Here is a 20,013-nt window from a genome sequence, read left to right on the forward strand (position 1 = left end):
AAAAAGCTGAGCTGTGTATATAAATTGATGGCTCCATAGGCTTTAAAAGGAGACGAATCCATGACAAAAGTGATTATTAATGCAGATGATTTCGGTCTTAGTCGAGGAGTTAACTATGGAATCATTGATGCCCATCTCAAGGGACTTGTTACGTCTGCAACGATGATGATGAATGCAAAGGCAACAAAGCATGCCATTTCCTTAGCTAAAGATACACCATCTTTAAAGGTAGGTGTCCATCTTGTGTTAACATGGGGAAGGCCGCTTTTAGAGGATGTTCCAAGCCTTATAGATGAAGCGGGGAATTTTAAAAAGCAAATCTTTGTTTACAAAAATCCGGTTTCAATAAGCTTGGATGATCTAGAAAGAGAATGGACAGCGCAAATTGAAAAATGCTTTGATGCCGATCTTACTCCATCACATTTAGATAGTCATCATCATGTGCATGGAATAAAAGAATTTTATCCAGTAATAAAAAAGCTTTCAGAAAAATACGGGTTACCTGTAAGAAATGCAGGCACTCATTTTACGGATATTCAAACATTAACAGATGTCTTTTTAGATGATTTTTATGGTGATGGAGTTACGGATAGCTATTTTGAAAATTTACATGAGCAAGTAGAAGGTGGAAAAAGCATCGAAATAATGACCCATCCTGCTTATTTGGATGAAACATTAATGAAGGAATCTTCTTACAATATGCAAAGGCTCAAGGAAACAAGGATTTTAATGGATGCAAAGTCTATAAAACAGAAAATATAGCAATAACAAGGACCTTTTGAAGGAGGAGCACTCTTTTGAAAGGTCTTTTTTGGTTTGTAATTTGATAAGAACGCCCTATTTAATGACAACAAGCCAATCTTTTAAAGGAGCTAATAGAAGATCATTAATGGAAAATAACCGATCCTTCGACTACACAACTTTGTTAGCTTTTATAAAAGTGGCAGAGGGAGCGAAGGTAAAATTAGTTTATGTATTTTTCTAAAGATTCTTATTGTTGAATGCCCTCCAAACAAGATAAAATATAGATAACGTTATGAACGATTTCAGATTGTTTATTTGGAAAGGGGTAGATGAATGACAAGTGAGCCGCGAAATCCGTTTAGAAGGGATATGTATGATTCCCTCGAAAGCTTTGTAGATCATGTTAGTGAGCTATTAGGATGTCCTATCACGTTGGAGGATCCCCATCATCGTGTGTTAGTATACAGCAGTCATGACGAAGAAACGGATATGGTCAGAATTTCTACCATTATTAGTCGCAGAGTTCCAGAGAAAGTAATCAATCGCTTTTGGAAGGATGGAGTGATTCCACAGCTTCTTCAAAGTAAAAAGCCAATTCGGATTAAGGGGAAAGAGGATATTGGTCTTGGAAACCGGGTTGCTGTTTCCATTTGGAGAGGGGATGAGGTAATCGGATATATTTGGGCCATCGAAATGGGAACCCCCTTAACGGAGGAAAAGATGGGGTTTTTAGAGAACGCGGCATCGGTAGCACGGCATCTTTTGTCCCGTTTTACAACAAGCAAAACCCCTACTTTACAGGATAATCAAGAATTCTTTTGGAGGATGTTAACGGGATATGTGAAAGAGACGGACGTTAACGAAAAATTAAAGGAAATGGGGGTGCCTTCCTTAGCTTGTTTTACGGTGATGATTTTCCCGTTTTCTAAAATGATTACAAAGGAAATAGAAAAGCATATACTTTATCTACTGAAAGTATCCCAGGATGTGAAAATTTCCTTCTCAACTATTGAAGATAATGAATTAGTTATTTTGGCAACACCTCTTGAGGATAACGGGAATTCAATTGCTTGTTTTACAAAATTCATCTGTAGTTTTCAGCAAAACTTAGAAGACAGATTTTCTATTAAAGAAGTGAAGGGTACCTTTGGGGGAGTTTACAAACAGTATCGAGATGTACCAAAAAGTTTCAGAGAGGCGAGAACTGTTTTAGAGGTGCGAGAGAAATTTCCTCAGGAGGCAGGTGAGTTTTACCATTATCAAGAACTAGGTATCTATCAGTTTTTAGATATCCTTTTAGAAAAGAGAAGGCAGGATGGATCGGAAAATATCGCTATTCGAAATCTAAAAGAATATGATAAAGCGCATAATACAGAATTATTAGCAACACTAGAAGCATATTTAGATGAAAGTGAAAATATACAAAAGACTGCTGCTCGTCTGCATATTCATCCCAATACGCTTGCATATCGTTTAAAGCGGATGGTAGAAATTATGGAAGTTGATTTATCAATGCCTAATCAAAAGTTTATGATCTATTTAGATTTAAAATTAATGCATTGGCAGAAAGAATAGCGATTGGGCACGACAACCAGTCCTCTTTTCTCTTTGTGTTTTTTCACAAAGGAGTAGTTTTTGATTCATTAATTTTAACAAAGATAATTTTCAGAATTCGTCCTATTATATTAATAAGATATCTAACAAAATATGTTAGATTTTATAACAAGGAGGAATTCTGATGATTATTGGTATCCCAAAGGAAATTAAAAACAATGAAAATAGGGTCGCAATTACTCCTTCCGGTGTGTCTTATTTAAAAAATGGTGGCCACGAAATTTTAGTAGAACAAAATGCAGGATTCGGAAGTGGCTTTACAAATGAAGAATATGCTGCAGCAGGTGCGAAAATAATCGATTCAGCAGCTCAAGTATGGAATACAGCAGAAATGATTATAAAAGTAAAGGAACCATTAGCATCCGAGTACCAGTATTTCCGTAAAGGACTTATTTTGTTTACGTACTTACATTTAGCAGCAGAACCGGAATTAGCTAAAGCTTTAACGGATAACGGTGTAATTGGAATAGCTTATGAAACGATAGAAGCAAATGGTAAATTACCATTATTAACACCGATGAGTGAGGTTGCTGGAAGAATGGCTGTCCAAATTGGTGCTCAGTTCTTAGAAAAGCCGCATGGAGGAAAAGGAATCTTATTAGCGGGCGTTCCTGGTGTGAAAAAGGGAAATGTAACAATCATTGGTGGCGGTATTGTTGGGATGAACGCTGCAAAGATAGCGATTGGATTAGGAGCAAATGTAACGTTATTAGACTTAAATCCTGAAAGATTAAGAGAATTAGATAATCAATTTGGTGCAAGCTTAAGCACTGTAATTTCTAACCCTGCGAATATTGAAGACGCAGTTGTGAATGCAGACTTAGTAATTGGTGCTGTATTAATTCCAGGTGCAAAAGCACCGAAACTAGTAACGGAAGAAATGGTCAAGAAAATGATGCCAGGTTCTGTTATTGTGGATGTGGCAATTGACCAAGGAGGAATTTTCGAAACAGTAGATCATATTACAACACATGATAATCCTACCTATGTGAAGCATGGAGTTGTGCATTATGCTGTTGCTAATATGCCTGGTGCGGTTCCAAGAACATCTACAATTGCTTTGACGAACGTAACAATGCCATACGCACTTCAAATTGCAAATCTGGGAGCAGTAGCAGCAATTGAGGGTAATTATGCTATTAAACAAGGTGTAAATACATTTGCCGGAAAAATCACCTATGCTCCTGTAGCAACAGATCTTGGCTATGACTATACACCTGTCCAAGAAGTTATTAATAATTTATCAACAGCAACTGTCTGAACAAAATAAATGGAAGCTTATCCACAACCGTTCTCCTTTAAAAAACAAGGGAGAGCGGTTTTTTTAGATGGTTTCAGGAAAATTACAATGAGAGTGGGAGAAAGGCAATACTTTTTGCGGGTAAATATTTTCCAAAAAAGTTCAATTAATTGAAACTTTTTCTAGTAAAAATCGTATTAGTAAAAGAAAAGTGTAGTAATACATTTTATGGGGAGCGAAAGAGGTTTATAGTGATGATATAGAAGGGAGAAAAAGATGAGCTTAAATGCATTGGAAGTCAAAAATCTTACAAAAAGAATCAAAGGTAGGAATATTGTTGATGATGTGAGTTTTTCTGTTGAAAAAGGAGAAATATTTGGGTTGTTAGGACCTAATGGAGCGGGGAAGACAACAATTATCCGAATGATTGTTAGTCTGATTAATAGAACAAATGGTAGTGTTGTTATTGATAATTATAATCTTGATAATAACTTTTCAGAAGCAATGAGCAGCTTAGGGGCAATTGTAGAGAACCCAGAGTTCTATAAATATATGAGTGGATATAAGAATCTAAAGCATTATGCCAGGATGGCGAAGGAATCAATAACCGAAGATCGCTTCAATGAAGTTATTAAATTAGTAGGATTAGAAAATGCCACCCATCAAAAAGTAAAAACCTATTCGCTGGGCATGAGACAGCGTCTTGGAGTAGCACAGGCATTATTACATAAACCAGCTCTTCTGATTTTAGATGAACCAACAAATGGGTTAGACCCACAAGGGATTCGGGAGTTTCGAGATTATTTGCATTTATTAGCAAGGGAAGGAATTTCTGTTTTAGTGTCTTCCCACCTTTTATCGGAAATGCAGTTAATGTGTCATCGGTTTGCAATTATTGAAAAAGGGAAGTTAATTCATATTTCAAATATGGACGAAACAGTTTCGGAGGAAGAAGTAAGTGTAAGAGAAGTAACGTTTGAAATCGAGGAACTAGAAAAAGCTGTTGATTTGCTTGCAAATAGTGGGATGGAAGTGGATGTCATATCTCGAAAAGATAGTGCGTTGGTCGTGAAGGTAGCTAAAGAAGCGATTCCGCTAGTAAATAAGCTGTTTGTTGAAAATCAAATTGCTGTATACGGAATTTATGTAGTAAAAGCAACGTTGGAAGACCGCTTCTTAGAAATTACCAATCAGAAGCGAGAGGAGGAGATAAAATGATTGGGTTAGTACAAAATGAATTAATCAAGATTTGGGAAAAGAAAAACAGTTGGATTTTCCCTATTATACTAATAATTGCCCTTATTGGTGGAAGTGTTCTAGAGATGAAAATGACTCCGCAATATAAAGGGGATGACTGGCGTGCAGCAGTCCAGTCAGAAATCACAAAGCTTGAAAAGAAATTGCCTACAGCGAAGACGGAAGAAGAATTAATGAACAGCGAAGGGATTTTTGATTGGGAAGATACAAAAGAATCAATTGAAATGAACATTCAAGATTATAAAACTAATTTAGAGAAGGATGTTAGTCCCTATACAACCGCTTGGTCAAATATGAACGGAATGGTTATTGGAATGAAATCTTTAATTACCTTATTTGTGGTAATTATTTGCGCTGGAAGTGTATCCTCTGAATTCTCTGATGGAACAATTAAGCAATTACTTATTAGACCACATAAACGATGGAGAATTCTCTTGTCCAAATATATTGCTGTATTAATTTATACCGCCAGTTTAATTGTCTTTTTAATGATTGTCGGGTACTTGATAAGCATAGCATTCTTTGGCATAGGAAGCTTTGGGGATAATGTGCGTGTTATGGGGCAGAGTGGTGAAATCATCGCAAATGGTGGAACGCTATTTTTGAAAATGATTCTTTATTACTTGCCTGGATTAATGCTTGTATTAAGCTTGTCCTTTATGCTATCCACATTATTTAAGAATCAGGCGATAGCTGTTGGGGTCGGGGTGTTTGTGTTGTTTGTTTCCTCAACAATTGGTCAGATTATTCAAATGTTAGCGACAGAATACGCTTGGTTAAAAGTATTGCCATTCCCACATTTGGATCAAACCATTTTCCTATTCCAGGACAAAATAATCGAGACAATAACGATGCCAGCCTCTTTAGGTATCCTATTTATCTATTATGCTCTATTTATGATAATCACCTTTTGGTTTTTCCAAAAGAAAGATGTTAGTATTTAATTAATAAGGGTCATCTATTCCAATCCTGCATTTACGGGAATTAGGATAGATGGCCTTTTTTTGTTAGAGTATTAAAAAAATTCAAACGTTCACTTGCAGTAATGGAAGTATTCTTATAAAATGATGTTAGATTTATTAACAGCAGATAGGAAGAAATATCACTTGGTTGGAGAAGTTTATGGAAGTGAAGCGGAAAAATTTAATGCGGAGCAGATTCGAGTCTAAATAAAACGCTAAAATAAAAGATGGGGATCTCATAAACCTTGTTTGGTTTGGAGATCCCCATATATAAAGAACATGAATTGTGAAGGTTATACAGTTTATTTAGCTATTTTGAACCATTCGAAGAAGTTCGTGGGCGTGTTCACCAGCAACCTCTGCTAAGTGTTCCCAAATCTCGTCTCTCATAAGATCCAGCTCCACAATCTTTTTAGCTAAATCAACTGCTTCTTTGGTTATCATGTAAGAAGGCTCCTCTCCGTTCATAAAAATAATACCTAATACCTATTCCTTGCAAAGAACTTCAAGTAATAGTTTATACATTTAGCATTTTAACGCAAAATAAATAAAAAATCATTAAAAATGTAAGGAAATCTTACCTATTTTTTGATTTTTGTGTTAGGAAATATAACAAATAGTGTTCTGTTTTATCTGAAAAGTATTATAATTAAAATAAGAGAGATTAATATTTAACTTCATGAGGTGAGATGTAATGGATCATGAGCCATCCTATAAGAAAAGAAAGGTAATAACGATTGGTGTCGTAAGTGAACTAACTGGTTTAACAGAAAGACAGATTCGATATTATGAACAAAGAAAATTAATTTTTCCAGAGAGGCCAGAAAGAGGAAATCGAAAATATTCATTCTCCGATGTAGAAAGACTCATAGAGATTGCTAATAAACGAGAAGAAGGCGTTCGTACACACGAAATCAGACAAGAAATTATGAAAAAGAACAAAGAAGAAGAAGAGCGCAAAATAAAAAAACAAATGCTTCGTGGTCAAATTAATGCGAGATTTGGGATTCAGAACGATTAGTGAAAAGAATATATGTCCTTATGTTAAGTCCATTTTAATACGATAATGGACTTTTTATTTTGGAAAAAATTTTTTTCACCTTCCTTTTCTTCTCTGTAAAAATTCCATCATTTTAATTCTGCTCAAATATTGATAAAATAACCATATTTCATATAAACTGTAATTTGTTGATAAAGATCCAAAAGTATATTTTAGCGTACACGATTATTCTAAAAGATAAGTGTCGTTTCGATAGAAAATATTATGAAGTATTGCGGAGCATGCTAAATGCATAGGCCAACTAAAAGGGCAGTATATGTAGGCCCATTGAACAACATTTATTTTTACAAAATCATCCCGATAGAATGACTTGGATGTAAATTTTATGAGAATTGCTTTGCACCAAATGACATGTAAATGTAATTGATCTTTCATACATAGATGTAGACAATAGCTGTTCCTATTTGTATTTTATGGCCAGTTTGCTATCTTTTATTTTTACAGCGATTGTCTGTTAAAGTGGTGCCAATGCTTTTCTTCAATGGAGAGATAGTATGACATATATTTCGGTGGAAAAAACATACGACATTATGGAGATTTGCATATTAGCAGGGAGTATAATGTTACAGAATGGTGCAGAAACACATCGGGTGGAAGATACGATGACAAGAATTGCCACTGCTTATGGGGTGAAAGACTCCGATTGCTTTGTTACGCCAACAGGCATTATCTTATCGTTAGAAGGAGAAGAACCAACAAAGACAAAATTAAATCGCATTATTGAGCGAACTACTAATTTAGAAAAGGTTGTTCGAGTAAATGATATATCTCGTAGAATAAGTACGGGGACGGTAGGCATGAATGAAGCATATCATTTATTGAAAGATGTAGAAGATGAAAAATGTACGTATTCTGATTTGTTTCAAGTAATGGCCGCAGCTATTGCAAGTGGCTGTTTTTTAATCATGTTCGATGGTGTTTGGCGAGATTTTATTCCAGCATTTATAGCAGGTGGGCTAGGGTTCTTGTGTTCCTTGTATTTTCACAAAGTCTTGCAAATAAAGTTCTTTGCTGAAGTCTCTGCCGCTTTCGTGATTGGAGTGGTTGCTTTTCTTGCTGTTTCGACTGGATTTGGCTCGGAAGTGGATAAGATTATTATTGGGTCTGTGATGCCTCTTGTTCCAGGCTTGCTCATAACAAATGCAGTAAGGGATTTGATGGCTGGACATTTAGTATCTGGTATCTCAAAAGGAGCGGAGGCGATTTTAACCGCTACAGCTATTGGTTCAGGAATTGCTGTTGCATTTTTGGTTTTTTAAGGAGAGGAAATAGAAATGAGTGAATTTTTTGCACAGGCAATCACTAGCTTTGTTGCGACATTTGGCTTTGGAATTATCTTTCATATTCCTCGAAAGCTATTAGTCCAATGTGGGTTTATAGGGATGCTTGGATGGATGGCCTATTGGGCAATTGTATTTTTTTATCATAATGAGGTGCTAGCAGCGTTATCGGGTTCCTTTCTTGTAGCGGTTATAAGTCAACTGTTTGCTAGAGTTTACAAATCTCCAGTGATTATTTTTAGTGTTGCTGGGATTATTCCATTAGTACCCGGAGGAGCAGCCTATAATGCGATGCGTCATTTTGTAGAGAATGACTATTATGTAGCTGTTAGTCTTGCAGCGAAGGTATGTTTAATATCTGGTTCCATTGCAATGGGACTAATGTTTTCAGAAGTTATAAATCAATTAATATTTAGGGCGCATGCTCGGAAGAAGGGGCTAAATAAGGTGTAAATGACCTTTATTCAGCTCCTTTTTTGTATAAAATATTCCTTCTAATCTTTATTGAAACACAGTGTTCCTATTTTGGAACACGTTCCATTCTGTGTGAAAAAGTCCTAAAGATCCTGATTCTATTTACTTAAAATGGGTTAGAAGGTAACGTTGTATACGAAAAAACACTTGCGGGCTGTTAAATTTGTAAGGGATTGCAAAAATAAAGGGAAGAAGGCGATCGGTTGTGAGAAAAGGAGTTAAAATTGTTACCATCGGCGGAGGTTCGAGCTACACACCTGAATTGGTAGAAGGTTTTATTAAAAGATATGATTCGTTACCTGTTCGTGAACTATGGTTAGTAGATATTCCAGAAGGGGAAGAAAAGCTAAATATTGTAGGGAATTTGGCAAAAAGAATGGTGCAAAAGGCTGGAGTACCGATTGATATTCATCTAACATTAGATCGAAGAGAAGCGCTTAAGGATGCTGATTTTGTTACAACACAATTTCGTGTTGGTTTGCTTGCTGCTCGTGCAAAAGACGAAAGAATTCCATTAAAATATAATGTAATCGGCCAAGAAACAAATGGTCCAGGAGGATTGTTTAAAGGTTTACGAACAATTCCGGTTATTTTGGATATTGTAAAGGATATGGAAGAGCTTTGTCCAAATGCTTGGCTCATTAACTTTACAAACCCAGCAGGAATGGTGACAGAAGCAGTTCTTCGCCATAGCAACTGGAAGAGAATCATTGGGCTATGTAATGTGCCGATTTCTATTCAAATGGGTGTTGCAAAGCTTTTAGAAGTAGAATCTAGCCGGGTACATGTAGATTTCGCGGGGTTAAATCACATGGTATTTGGGCTAAATGTATACTTAGACGGCAAGAATATTACGCAAGTATTTTTAGAGGAAATGACGAAGCATAAGAGTGATACGATGAAAAATATTGCAGCCATCGATTGGGAACCAGATTTTATTAAAGCGTTAGGGGTTATTCCTTGCGGATATCATCGTTATTATTATAAACAAGCAGAAATGCTTCAAAATGAGTTACAAGAGGCGGCAGAACAAGGTACTCGTGCTGAAGTAGTTCAGCAATTAGAAAAAGAACTATTTGAGCTTTATAAAGATGAAAATTTAGCGATAAAACCACCGCAGCTAGAAAAAAGAGGAGGAGCATACTATAGTGATGCTGCTTGCAGCCTTATTGATTCGATGTATAACGATAGAAGAGACATTCAACCAGTGAATACAATAAATAATGGGGCAATTGCTAGTATTCCAGATGAATCAGCAGTAGAAATTAGCAGTATTATTACGAGAGATGGACCAAAGCCAATTGCTATTGGCGATTTACCTGTAGCAGTACGCGGACTGGTTCAACAAATTAAATCCTTCGAAAGGGTGTCGGCAGAAGCGGCAGTGACCGGAAATTATCACACAGCATTGCTAGCAATGACAATCAACCCATTGCTTCCATCTGATAAAGTAGCAAAACAAATTTTAGATGAAATGCTAGAGGCACATAAAGAGCACCTACCACAATTCTTCAAAGAAGAAGTAATTTACTAAAAGAAAAAATGGCTATATATTCGGGCAACCGCTTATATAGCCATTTTTTCCTTTGTATATGTAAATTCGCCCTTATCGATTAGGGAAGGAAGAATAAGAATCAATTCCCCGTAAAAACTAAAGAAATCATTGAATGGAAAGAAGGGACATGAAGATGACCAGAACTTTTGATTGCATTATTATTGGCGGTGGCATTGCTGGATTACAGGCGGCAATTCAATTAGGAAGATATAACCATGAAGTGCTTATTATCGATGCAGAAGATGGTCGCTCTACTTTATGTAAAAGCTATCATAATATATTGGGTTATCCAGATGGCATAAGTGGTGATGAATTGCGAAGCTTAGGAAAAAAACATGCAGAGAATTTAGGAGTAAAGTTTATTAAAAGTACTGTCATGGCTATAAAAAAAGAAGGGAATTATTTTACTGCTCAAACAGAAACAGATATTATTCGTTCTCGAAAAATCTTGATTGCAACAGGAGTAATGGATAATATACCTCCCTTTCCTGAATTATATCCTTGTCTAGGAGTAAGTGTCTATTTATGCCCAGATTGTGATGGCTATGAAGTAAAGGATAAGAAAACAATCGTAATCGGTAACGGAAATGTTGGCGCAAATATGGCAATGACTTTAATGTATTGGACAAAGGATATTCTATACATTAACCATGGGGGAGAAGCGGTAGAGGAAAAATTGGAAAAGCAATTGGCCGCAAATAATATTCCTATTTTTACAGCAAAAATAAAACAAGTGATAGCAGATGATTCCCAAATAAAGGGCTATGAATTAGAGGATGGAAAGAAAATAGAAGCACAATCTAGTTTTATTGCATTTGGTGGGAATAAAGTAAAATCAGACCTTGCAGTTCCTTTAGGAGTTGAAATAATGGCAAATAATCACATTATCGTAAATCCGCGCACGAAAATGACGAATATAGATGGGGTTTGGGCGGCAGGAGATGTAGTTGCCCATTCTGAACAGGTTACAATCGCAATGGGAGAGGGTTCACAAGCAGCTATTTGGATTCATAAAGCTTTATTACAAGAGGGTGGAAAATAAAAAGAGGTCTCTTAAATAGGAGAACCTCTTCCTTCTTAAAGGCTAGCTCGATATACACGGTAGCCGATTATATTTCCATACGTATAAAGAATATAGGAGTGATCCATCAGCTTTCCTTCTAACTGCATATTAACAGGCACAGATGTATCGATTGCTTCGTCCTCTGGTTCCATTCCTGTCATCATATGAGAAAAAACAGAGTGGCCAAGCGTTACTTCTACTTTTGGGAATCCTGCTTCCTTCATCAAATTGATCCATTCCTTTTCTGTATAAACTTTCTCAATCCCATATACTTCACACATATTCTGGTGTTCCATTGCATAAAGAGCTCTTTCAGCTGTCATTTCTACCAAAAGAAGGACACCACCAGGTTTTAGCACTCTTTTGATTTCGGCAAGAGAGTTTTTGCAATTAGTAAAAATAAGCACGGATTCTACTAATATAATGTCGAAACTATCGGAAGGAAAGGGCATTTTTTCTAAGCTGCCTTGAACTAATTGGATGGAAATATGCTCTTTTTCAAAACGTTTATTTGCTCTTTTTACCATAGTGGGATGGTAGTCAATACCTGTTACAGAACAAGGGTAATTCTTTTTTATATAGGCAGCTGTCTGGCCAGTACCACAGCCGCCATCTAGGAGTGTTGTTTCTTCGGTGATTTTTTCCTGCTCTAATAAGAACTTTGTTAACGTTAATCCACCTGGATGTGCACCACTTACCCCAAAATAAGCTAGGGCATCTTGATAGGTCGGTTTCATCTTTTTCCTCCCAACAAGTCAATTTCTACTTTTCCATACTATATGAGGAATAAGCTGCATTGGTTCGAGATTATTTAACACTCCTTTTCACTTTGTTATGATAAGGTTTAATAAGGGAAGAATTTACACTTAGTGGGGAAAGGAAGAGAATACATGGCTATTACTAAAACAAATGCAATGCGAATATTGGACGCCGAAAAGATTCCATACAGTATTCATACATATGACAATAAGGATGGGAAAATTGACGGCGTTTCCGTTGCGGGCAAGATTGACAAAGAAATAGAAATGGTGTACAAAACACTTGTGGTGAAAGATGGTGGCTCGGGAGTTTATGTATTTGTTATCCCTGTTGCAGCAGAGCTTGATTTAAAAAAAGCAGCTAAAGTAGTAAAGGCTAAAAAAATCGAAATGATTGCAGTGAAGGATATTCAAAAGTTAACTGGCTATATTCGGGGAGGCTGTTCACCAATTGGTATGAAGAAAAAGTATGAAACCATCTTAGATAAAAGTGCGGACAAGCAATCTGCGATCATTGTTAGTGGCGGAAAGATTGGTGTTCAAATCGAAATAGCTGTTGAGCTGTTAATCCAGGTTACAGATGCAAAGGTGGAAGAGGTTATTCATTGAGGAAATGGTTCGGCTCATGCACTTAACTAATCTCTGTGCTTGAGCCTATAACTTTACTAAATCGGCTTCTCTGCTAATTCTCTTTCTGTGCTTCTACGTTTAAGAGAAAGCAATAAAATGGTGGTTAAAATAAAAAAAGCGCCTATCCATTCATATATATTAAATGGAACCTTTAACCATATAACGGCAAGGAATGCTGCGGATAATGGCTCTGCACATGATAGCAAACTAGTCTCCGCTGCCTCCAAATGCTTTAAGCTTTCTAAATAACAGAAGAAGGCGATCAAAGTACCAAATAATATGACAAATACAATTGCTAGGATAGAAGATAAGGTAAATATCCCATCTCCGGTCTTCCAAGGCGGATAGAAAAACGACATTCCAAAACCACCAAGGATCATTCCCCATGCGACAACCACTGTAGAGCCGAATTCCTTCAACAACTGAGCAGGCTGTAAGGTGTACAGGGCAAGAAAGAAGGCAGAGCTTAATCCCCAGGCTAAAGCTTCAGGTTTAATGGAAATGGTCGAAAAACTCCCAGCAGATACTAGAAAATAGGTCCCTAATAAAGCAGTAATGATTCCAACTATATGCTGAAAGGGAGGGATAGTTTTTCTGATAAGAGCAGTATAAAGAATAATAAGGACAGGTGCTAAGTACTGCAATAACGTGGCTGTTGCTGCATTGCTGCTTTCTATCGCAGCAAAATAAGTAAACTGAACTCCAGCCATTCCCAGCAGTCCGAAAATAAGTATATTTACCACGCTAGCTCTTCTTTTCCAAATACCCCATATGTCTGTTTTACTTGTTAAGCCTAAATAAAGCAGTAGTAAAGCACCGCTAGTAAGAAGGCGAATACACACAAGCCAGCCAGTGCTAAATTGCTTGTGAGTGAATAAAAATTGTGCTACAGAGCCAGAAACTCCCCATGAAATAGCGGCAGTTAGAACAAGGAATATCCCAATAGACTTTCGTTTCATTTATATTTCCTCTTTTGTCGTAATAGATTTTGTTCCTATTATATAAAAAATATAGAAGTTTGAATATACAGAAAAGTATATTTTGTTCTTACATCTTTGGGGTCTAAAAGAAATAGGGAATTGATCGTTTATTCGGAGTAGTTTTCATCCATTTCTTTTCATAACGGGAGGCGATCTTCGATAGAAAATCGCCTCCCATTATGATAGATGAAAATCTGGATGGTCTAAGGCATACAGGTTTTGATAGCGGCTACTTGTTTCAAGAAGTTCTTTGTGGCTTCCTCTTAGAACAATTTCGCCATGATCCATAAAAATGATTTCATCCATTTCTTCCACACCTACTAAATGGTGGGTAATCCAAATCAACGTTTTTCCATTTAATGAGGAAAAGATTGTATTAAGTAATGCTTTTTCTGTCTTTGGATCAAGACTCGCATTTGGTTCATCCATAAGGACAATAGGAGTTTTTTGTAGCAAAATTCTTGCTAATGCTACTCTTTGTCTCTCTCCGCCAGAAAAGCGTTGCCCAGTTTCCTCCATAAAAGTATCCAAGCCGTTCGATAAAGAGGAAACCAAATCCTCTAATTGTGCCAATTTAATGGCGTTTGCCAGTTCTTCCTCTGTCGCTTCTTCTACACCTAGTAAAATATTATTTCGGAGCGTCGTAGCAAACAGGTGAGGTGTTTGATTTAGTACAGAAATAATGGAAGAAGTATCTGCCTGAAAGGAAGCAGCTGATTCTCCGTTAAATGTTACACTACCTGCTGTTGGCTCGATAACTCCTTGTATTAATTTTAATAAGGTCGACTTACCAGCACCACTTCGTCCAATTACGGCTATTTTTTTTCCTTGTGGAATGTCCAAGCTTACATTTGATAGAGAAAATGCTTGCTCTTGATCATAGCGGCAAGAAACTTGATTTACCTGAATATCCACCTGATCCGTTTCGATTGCTACACGATTAGGTGCCTTTTTTTGTATAGGTACTTCTAGCTTTCTAAGTCTGGCTAGAGAATCTTGATAAGCAGGCAGCTTTTCAAACGCGTCAGATACGACTAAAAAAGCATCGAGAATTGGTAAGGCAACAAGAATGATAGCAGCAATTAAGGTAACAGGTATATTTCCTTCTACATATTGTTGACTAGACCAGAATACGAGAGAAAGGATAATAAGGGCAGCAACTGCCTGTGAAACTAAGTTGCGCCAAAGAGTAAATTGAACAAGCTGATGATTGATCTTTGCAACAATCGCTTCCTCTTTTTCGTACTCTTTTATAAAGCTTTTGGAACGACCACTAATCACCCAATCACTTATTCCTAAAATACTATCTGTTAGTTTTTGATAGAGTCCATTTCTTCTTTGTTTAAATGCTCTTTGTTTTTGGCGCATAAGTACTAAAGAAAGAACAGGGAAAAAGAATAATAACAATCCTAAATATAGTGCCATAAGGAAAGCGAAAGGAACATCTAAAATGCCAATCGCACAGACAACAATGATATACAATACGATTGTTGCAAAAGTCGGGAAAATAGTCCGCAAATAAATATTTTGTAGCTTCTCAATATCTTCAGAAAGAATACCTAACATATCGCCTACTTTAAATCTGTTCTTTAAAAATAAAGCCTGTGGTTCTAAAATTTGGTAGAGCTTTAAGCGCATTTTCGATAAAATACGTAGGACGGTATGATGACCAGCTAACTTTTCCAAATAGCTAAACACAGCTCGGCTAATACCAAAGGTTCTTACACCAACAATCGGCACATATACCATCAAAATATTTTCAACAGGAATGGCTGATTTAGAAATAAGATAGCCAGACGTAAAGGTAAGCATCGCAGCTGTAAGTAAAGCAAGGATACTCAAAAAAAGTATGAAGGTAATACGGCTTTTATTTGCTTTTAGAAATGGGAAAATCCATTTGTTTTCATTCAACTGAGCTCCTCCTTACTGCTGTAATAGCTTATAATAGTAACCTTTGGCTACCATTAATTCTTCATGTGTGCCTGTTTCTACAATTTCGCCTTGATTCATAACAAAGATATAATCCATGTCTTTCATCCAGTGAAGTCGATGTGTCGCAAGGAAAACAAGCTTATCGTTAAATAGTGGCAGCATCGTTTCCTTTAATTCAAATTCAGTTTCGATATCTAAATGGGAAGTAGGTTCATCTAACAGCATGATTTTTCGATTCGTTAAAAACGCTCTAGCTAAAGCAATTCTTTGTTCCTGTCCACCACTTAAATTCCTTCCCCCATCGCCTAGCACTTCATCTAGACCATTAGGGAAGGTTGTGAAAATATCATATAAACCAGTTGCTTTTAATGCTTGGATAATTTCTTCATCTGTAGCTTCTGGATGGTAAAAAGCAATATTCTCCCGTAATGTCATGCTAAAGATATAAGGAGATTGTGGGATATACGTAGTAAGCTGTCTCCATTCATCTGCCATTAGACTAGGAATAGCATCGCCATTTAAAGAAATGGTCCCATTACAATGGTTTGAAAATCCGCTTAGCAGATCAATAAGAGTAGACTTACCAGCACCACTTTCACCGACAATGCCAATTTTTTTATATCCATCAATCATAAATGAGAGATTTTTTAAAGTTACTGCTTCCTCTGGACGGTGTCGAAATGCAACGTTATGAAAGGCAAGGGATGGTTTGTCACCTAGAGAAATGGATTGACCAGTTCCTTGTTCAGGTGTTGGAATTTGAATGATTTGTTGAATTGCTTCCCCAGCTTCCTTTCCGTCTAATGTTGCATGAAAATCTGCTCCAACCATCCGCACGGGTAGAAAGAATTCTGGTGCCAAAATAAGAATCATTAAGGCGGGCAATAACACTAATTCACCATTTATTAAGCGCAAACCTAAATTAACAGCAACAACTGCAACAGAAAGGGACGTAAAGAAGTCTAAGGAAAAAGAGGATAAAAACGCTAATCGCAATGTTTTCATCGTTGCTCCCCGATATTGTTCACTAACCTTTTCGATTTTTTCACTGTGCTGTCTGCTTCTTCCTAAAAATTTAAGTGTTTCTAACCCTCTTAATGAGTCTAAGAAATGATTGGATAGGACTTTGTATGTTGCTAGTTGGCGATCCATTTGACTGCTAGCTGCCATGCCAACAAGTATTAAAAAAACGATTAAAATCGGCATTGTAACTGTTAGGATTACACCTGAGAGCCAGTCATTCCAATATACAAATAGAATAATCATGCCAGGAATAACCCCTGTAGCAAGCATTCTTGGTAAGAAAAGTTCCAAGTAGGTTCTATATTGAGTTACGCCTTCAAGGACAAGGGTCGCAATGTTCCCGCTGCCTTGTTTTTTTGTGTATTTTGGCCCAAGCTCGAATAGTTTTTGCATTAAATGAAAACGTAGCTCCTTGCTTGTTTTTTCAGCAAACGATGTCGCGATATTTTGTTGAACCGTGTGCAAGAAGTGTCTTCCTAAAAAAGCTAATAAGAACAATATGATTTTTACATACTGCTCTTGAAAGGTGTTTCCGTTATATAAAGAGGCTATTATTTCTGCAAGCCATTTGGCCTGCAGAATAATAGCAGCTCCTTCTACAATTGTTAATATTCCAATAAGAACAAGAATCGGCTTGATTCCATTAAGTTTTAATAGATTTTTATCCATTAGTATTCTAAATGGGACTTTTCAGTAATACGTTTCCGGAATACAATATAGCTCCAAATCTGATAGCCTAAAACAAAAGGCAGAAGAGTTAAAGCCACAATCGTCATTACTTTTAAAGAGTAGTTACCGGAAGCTGCGTTTTGAATCGTTAAGCTAAAAGCATCACTTATCGAACTAACCATTACTCTAGGGAATAAGCCGATGAAAATAGAGGCAAAGGATAAAGTGATAACTGCACCAGTCATTCCGAAAGCCCAGCCGTCCATTTTTCGAGAAATAAAGAATCCACCAACTACAAAGGCAATAACCCCTAAAGAGAAGATAAAGGAAAGGATTAAGCCACGTTCTTCGAAAATATCTGTTTTGATATACGTTAGGGCAGAAAACAATGTTAATAAGATACCTAGTAAAGGTAAAAGTTTTTGTGCTAAGTTACGTGCTCTTTCTTGTAAATCACCAACAGTTCGTAATGTGGTAAATACTAATCCATGTACAAGGCATAGGACAAGGACAGTAAGACCGCCTGTTAATGTATAGTAGTTTACAACATCAAAGAAGCCTGCTTTTAATTCCATATTTTGATCAATTGGCAAACCTTGCATGAAACAAGCAAATACCACTCCAAATAATAATGGAGGAAGGAAACTACCTAAGAAAATACAAACATCCCAGGTTTTTTTCCATGTTGGATGGCTATCTTTTGCACGGAATTCGAACCCTGTGGCCCGAACAATCAGTGCTAATAAAACAACTACAAGTGGTGTATAAAATCCGCTGAACATTGTAGCATACCAATGAGGGAAGGCTGCAAACATGGCACCTCCTGCAGTAATTAACCACACTTCATTAGCGTCCCAATAAGGACCAATCGAATTAATGAGAATCCGTTTTTCTACATCGTTTTTTGCTAATAGTTTTGTTGACATTCCGACACCAAAATCAAACCCCTCTAAAAAGAAGAATCCGATAAATAAAACCGCGACTAAAATAAACCAAAGGACATTTAACTCAAGCATGGAAACCCTCCTTCGCAAACGGGTCATTCGTAACTTTTGCATCTTCTTTTTCCATCATGTATGGCCCTTTTTTAATAACTTTTACATATAGATAAACCATGATTGCACCTAATACAGCATAGATCGTACAGAATGCAATAATAGAGAATAATACTTGACCTGCTGAAACACTTGGAGAAATACTATCTTCTGTTGTCATTAATCCGAAAACAGTCCACGGCTGTCTGCCAATCTCCGTCATAATCCATCCGGAAGTATTTGCAATAAAAGGAAGAGATATCCCTGCAACCATCAAACGGTAGAACCATTTATTTGGCTTAGCCACTAATTTCTTTTTCCATGCTAAAAATACGCCATAGATGCCGAGGAGAATCATTGCTACTCCTGCTGCAACCATTATTCTAAAGCTCCAGAAAGTAGTTTTGACTGGAGGAATATAATTACCGTCCCCATATGCCTGAACATACTCTGCTTGAAGCTCATTCATCCCTTTCACACTTCCATCTAATGTGTTATAAGAAAGAATGCTCAATAGATAAGGAATCTTTAGTTCGGCACTATTTTCTTTATTTTCTACATCGATATTGGCAAAAACAGTCCAAGGTGCTGGATCTTCACTGTTCTCCCATAATCCTTCACTAGCAGCCATTTTCATTGGTTGTGTTTCTACTAAAAATTGTGCTTGAGCATGCCCTGCAACAAGTGTTAAGAATGTAGAAGTTAAGGCGACTGTAATACCGATTTGAAAGGATTTCTTAAAGAAATCTACATCTTTTTTTCCTAATAATTTAATCGCACTAATTCCACATACTAAGAATGCCCCTGTAGCTAATGCGGCAAATACGGTATGAGGGAATTCGACAAGAACCTGGCCGTTTGTAATAAGTGCGAAGAAGTCATTCATTTCTGCTCGACCATTATTAATCTCAAAACCAACTGGCCGTTGCATAAAACTATTTGCTACTAGAATCCAGAAGGCAGAAATAGTTGTTCCAAATGCAGTTAACCAAATACATGCCAAATGTACTTTTTTCGATAAGCGATCCCAACCGAATATCCATAATCCGATAAAGGTACTTTCCATAAAGAATGCAAGTAATGCTTCAATTGCAAGTGGTGCACCGAAAACATCACCAACAAAACGAGAGTAATTAGACCAGTTCATTCCAAACTGAAATTCTTGAAGAATTCCTGTAACAATTCCGATAACAAAGTTGATTAAAAATAATTTGCCCCAAAATTTAGCCATTTTCTTGTATTCTTCATTTCCTGTCTTCACATAAAAAGATTCCATGATTGCGATAATAAATACTAAACCGATTGAAATAGGAACAAAAAGAAAGTGGAAAATGGTCGTTGAAGCAAATTGCAAACGTGATAGAAAAATCATATCCAAGGATTTCTCCTCCTTTTTTTGGTTTTTTGAATAAAATTGTGAATCTTATTGTGCGCAAAAGCGATAAAAATCATTGCATAAGATGAATAGGAATAAGCTGCATGCTAAATAGGAAGCTTGAATAACAGATAAAATTGTTATTTTCTTGAAGATCATCCTATGTAATTAGATGATGAAAAACGTCGATAAACATTGTTGTGAAAGGTTTTAACAGGTTTCTTTTTCCGATCGTCCCCTTTAGGTGAATGATAGATATATCATAATGAAATTTTGATTGTTTGCGGTAAACTTCACTCATTGTTTGAAAAATGTTCACATATTCGTTCACAGAAATGACAAAAACGAGAGTGGGTTTAGTAG

The 20,013-nt window shown here is 36.6% G+C and carries 18 protein-coding genes; 11 read left to right on the forward strand and 7 right to left on the reverse strand.

Annotated features, from left to right (window positions below):
* Positions 1 to 60: 60 nt before the first annotated feature.
* The 5 genes from chbG (at position 61) to QQZ16_RS21020 (ending at position 5,799) form a co-directional block, all read left to right on the forward strand.
* The gene (gene chbG / locus QQZ16_RS21000) at positions 61 to 762 is read left to right on the forward strand and encodes a chitin disaccharide deacetylase (protein WP_031537685.1); all 702 of its coding nucleotides are present in this window, start codon (positions 61 to 63) and stop codon (positions 760 to 762) included.
* A 315-nt stretch (positions 763 to 1,077) separates the two neighbouring features.
* On the forward strand, positions 1,078 to 2,319 hold the full coding sequence (locus tag QQZ16_RS21005) for a helix-turn-helix domain-containing protein (RefSeq protein WP_031537688.1): 1,242 nt from the start codon (positions 1,078 to 1,080) through the stop codon (positions 2,317 to 2,319).
* Positions 2,320 to 2,482: 163 nt separating this feature from the next.
* Entirely contained in the window at positions 2,483 to 3,619 is a 1,137-nt protein-coding gene (ald, locus tag QQZ16_RS21010) for an alanine dehydrogenase (RefSeq protein ID WP_031537689.1), read from the forward strand.
* Positions 3,620 to 3,874: 255 nt separating this feature from the next.
* Entirely contained in the window at positions 3,875 to 4,816 is a 942-nt protein-coding gene (locus QQZ16_RS21015; protein ID WP_235251734.1) for an ABC transporter ATP-binding protein, read from the forward strand.
* On the forward strand, positions 4,813 to 5,799 hold the full coding sequence (locus QQZ16_RS21020) for an ABC transporter permease (protein WP_048717420.1): 987 nt from the start codon (positions 4,813 to 4,815) through the stop codon (positions 5,797 to 5,799). Before QQZ16_RS21015 ends, QQZ16_RS21020 begins: the two co-directional genes overlap by 4 nt.
* 324 nt (positions 5,800 to 6,123) lie before the next feature.
* On the opposite strand, the gene QQZ16_RS21025 is transcribed toward QQZ16_RS21020, so the two are convergent.
* Positions 6,124 to 6,261 (reverse strand): hypothetical protein, encoded by a 138-nt coding sequence (locus QQZ16_RS21025; protein WP_192840934.1) that lies wholly within the window; start codon positions 6,259 to 6,261, stop codon positions 6,124 to 6,126.
* Between the two features lie 250 nt (positions 6,262 to 6,511).
* Here QQZ16_RS21025 and QQZ16_RS21030 point away from each other — a divergent pair, with 250 nt between their 5' ends.
* From QQZ16_RS21030 to QQZ16_RS21050, 5 genes are all read left to right on the forward strand, one after another.
* Positions 6,512 to 6,838, forward strand: coding sequence for a MerR family transcriptional regulator (locus QQZ16_RS21030; protein ID WP_016202571.1), 327 nt, complete (start codon positions 6,512 to 6,514; stop codon positions 6,836 to 6,838).
* A 533-nt stretch (positions 6,839 to 7,371) separates the two neighbouring features.
* On the forward strand, positions 7,372 to 8,136 hold the full coding sequence (locus QQZ16_RS21035; protein WP_048717417.1) for a threonine/serine exporter family protein: 765 nt from the start codon (positions 7,372 to 7,374) through the stop codon (positions 8,134 to 8,136).
* Positions 8,137 to 8,151: 15 nt separating this feature from the next.
* Complete coding sequence (locus QQZ16_RS21040) at positions 8,152 to 8,610, forward strand: threonine/serine exporter family protein (RefSeq protein ID WP_031537695.1); 459 nt, start codon at positions 8,152 to 8,154, stop codon at positions 8,608 to 8,610.
* A gap of 226 nt (positions 8,611 to 8,836) precedes the next feature.
* Positions 8,837 to 10,165 carry a 6-phospho-beta-glucosidase gene (locus QQZ16_RS21045; RefSeq protein WP_031537696.1) on the forward strand — a complete coding sequence of 443 codons (1,329 nt, stop codon included), beginning with the start codon at positions 8,837 to 8,839 and terminating at the stop codon, positions 10,163 to 10,165.
* Between the two features lie 154 nt (positions 10,166 to 10,319).
* A complete protein-coding gene (locus QQZ16_RS21050; protein ID WP_048717413.1) occupies positions 10,320 to 11,228 on the forward strand; it encodes an NAD(P)/FAD-dependent oxidoreductase in 909 nt (302 codons plus the stop codon).
* A 35-nt stretch (positions 11,229 to 11,263) separates the two neighbouring features.
* Here QQZ16_RS21050 and QQZ16_RS21055 read toward each other — a convergent pair whose 3' ends face one another.
* Positions 11,264 to 11,986, reverse strand: a complete 723-nt coding sequence (locus QQZ16_RS21055) for a class I SAM-dependent methyltransferase (protein WP_235251733.1) — start codon at positions 11,984 to 11,986, stop codon at positions 11,264 to 11,266.
* Between the two features lie 153 nt (positions 11,987 to 12,139).
* Between QQZ16_RS21055 and ybaK the strand changes: the two genes are divergently transcribed.
* A complete protein-coding gene (ybaK, locus tag QQZ16_RS21060; RefSeq protein ID WP_031537701.1) occupies positions 12,140 to 12,616 on the forward strand; it encodes a Cys-tRNA(Pro) deacylase in 477 nt (158 codons plus the stop codon).
* 56 nt (positions 12,617 to 12,672) lie between these two features.
* Here ybaK and QQZ16_RS21065 read toward each other — a convergent pair whose 3' ends face one another.
* From QQZ16_RS21065 to QQZ16_RS21085, 5 genes are all read right to left on the reverse strand, one after another.
* Positions 12,673 to 13,596, reverse strand: coding sequence for a DMT family transporter (locus QQZ16_RS21065; protein WP_235251732.1), 924 nt, complete (start codon positions 13,594 to 13,596; stop codon positions 12,673 to 12,675).
* A gap of 198 nt (positions 13,597 to 13,794) precedes the next feature.
* Complete coding sequence (gene cydC, locus QQZ16_RS21070; RefSeq protein ID WP_048717407.1) at positions 13,795 to 15,528, reverse strand: thiol reductant ABC exporter subunit CydC; 1,734 nt, start codon at positions 15,526 to 15,528, stop codon at positions 13,795 to 13,797.
* A 12-nt stretch (positions 15,529 to 15,540) separates the two neighbouring features.
* On the reverse strand, positions 15,541 to 17,241 hold the full coding sequence (gene cydD / locus QQZ16_RS21075; protein WP_235251731.1) for a thiol reductant ABC exporter subunit CydD: 1,701 nt from the start codon (positions 17,239 to 17,241) through the stop codon (positions 15,541 to 15,543).
* Positions 17,241 to 18,257 (reverse strand): cytochrome d ubiquinol oxidase subunit II, encoded by a 1,017-nt coding sequence (gene cydB / locus QQZ16_RS21080; RefSeq protein ID WP_031537709.1) that lies wholly within the window; start codon positions 18,255 to 18,257, stop codon positions 17,241 to 17,243. The genes cydD and cydB overlap by 1 nt, the downstream gene beginning before the upstream one ends.
* Positions 18,250 to 19,647: a cytochrome ubiquinol oxidase subunit I gene (locus QQZ16_RS21085; protein WP_396953887.1), complete on the reverse strand. Its 1,398-nt coding sequence runs from the start codon at positions 19,645 to 19,647 to the stop codon at positions 18,250 to 18,252. The genes cydB and QQZ16_RS21085 overlap by 8 nt, the downstream gene beginning before the upstream one ends.
* Between the last annotated feature and the right edge of the window lie 366 nt (positions 19,648 to 20,013).

The organism is Bacillus sp. T2.9-1 (assembly GCF_950097965.1).
GTDB classification, from domain to species: Bacteria; Bacillota; Bacilli; order Bacillales; family Cytobacillaceae; genus Niallia; species Niallia hominis.

Bases quoted from the DNA above. Each gene is read 5' to 3' on its own strand.
- QQZ16_RS21005 (WP_031537688.1), top strand. From the start codon at position 1,078: ATGACAAGTGAGCCGCGAAATCCGTTTAGAAGGGATATGTATGATTCC.
- QQZ16_RS21050 (WP_048717413.1), top strand. From the start codon at position 10,320: ATGACCAGAACTTTTGATTGCATTATTATTGGCGGTGGCATTGCTGGA.
- cydD (WP_235251731.1), bottom strand. From the start codon at position 17,241: ATGGATAAAAATCTATTAAAACTTAATGGAATCAAGCCGATTCTTGTT.
- QQZ16_RS21055 (WP_235251733.1), bottom strand. From the start codon at position 11,986: ATGAAACCGACCTATCAAGATGCCCTAGCTTATTTTGGGGTAAGTGGT.
- QQZ16_RS21020 (WP_048717420.1), top strand. From the start codon at position 4,813: ATGATTGGGTTAGTACAAAATGAATTAATCAAGATTTGGGAAAAGAAA.
- QQZ16_RS21040 (WP_031537695.1), top strand. From the start codon at position 8,152: ATGAGTGAATTTTTTGCACAGGCAATCACTAGCTTTGTTGCGACATTT.
- QQZ16_RS21015 (WP_235251734.1), top strand. From the start codon at position 3,875: ATGAGCTTAAATGCATTGGAAGTCAAAAATCTTACAAAAAGAATCAAA.
- chbG (WP_031537685.1), top strand. From the start codon at position 61: ATGACAAAAGTGATTATTAATGCAGATGATTTCGGTCTTAGTCGAGGA.
- QQZ16_RS21085 (WP_396953887.1), bottom strand. From the start codon at position 19,647: ATGATTTTTCTATCACGTTTGCAATTTGCTTCAACGACCATTTTCCAC.
- QQZ16_RS21065 (WP_235251732.1), bottom strand. From the start codon at position 13,596: ATGAAACGAAAGTCTATTGGGATATTCCTTGTTCTAACTGCCGCTATT.
- ald (WP_031537689.1), top strand. From the start codon at position 2,483: ATGATTATTGGTATCCCAAAGGAAATTAAAAACAATGAAAATAGGGTC.
- QQZ16_RS21030 (WP_016202571.1), top strand. From the start codon at position 6,512: ATGGATCATGAGCCATCCTATAAGAAAAGAAAGGTAATAACGATTGGT.
- ybaK (WP_031537701.1), top strand. From the start codon at position 12,140: ATGGCTATTACTAAAACAAATGCAATGCGAATATTGGACGCCGAAAAG.
- QQZ16_RS21035 (WP_048717417.1), top strand. From the start codon at position 7,372: ATGACATATATTTCGGTGGAAAAAACATACGACATTATGGAGATTTGC.
- QQZ16_RS21025 (WP_192840934.1), bottom strand. From the start codon at position 6,261: ATGATAACCAAAGAAGCAGTTGATTTAGCTAAAAAGATTGTGGAGCTG.
- cydB (WP_031537709.1), bottom strand. From the start codon at position 18,257: ATGCTTGAGTTAAATGTCCTTTGGTTTATTTTAGTCGCGGTTTTATTT.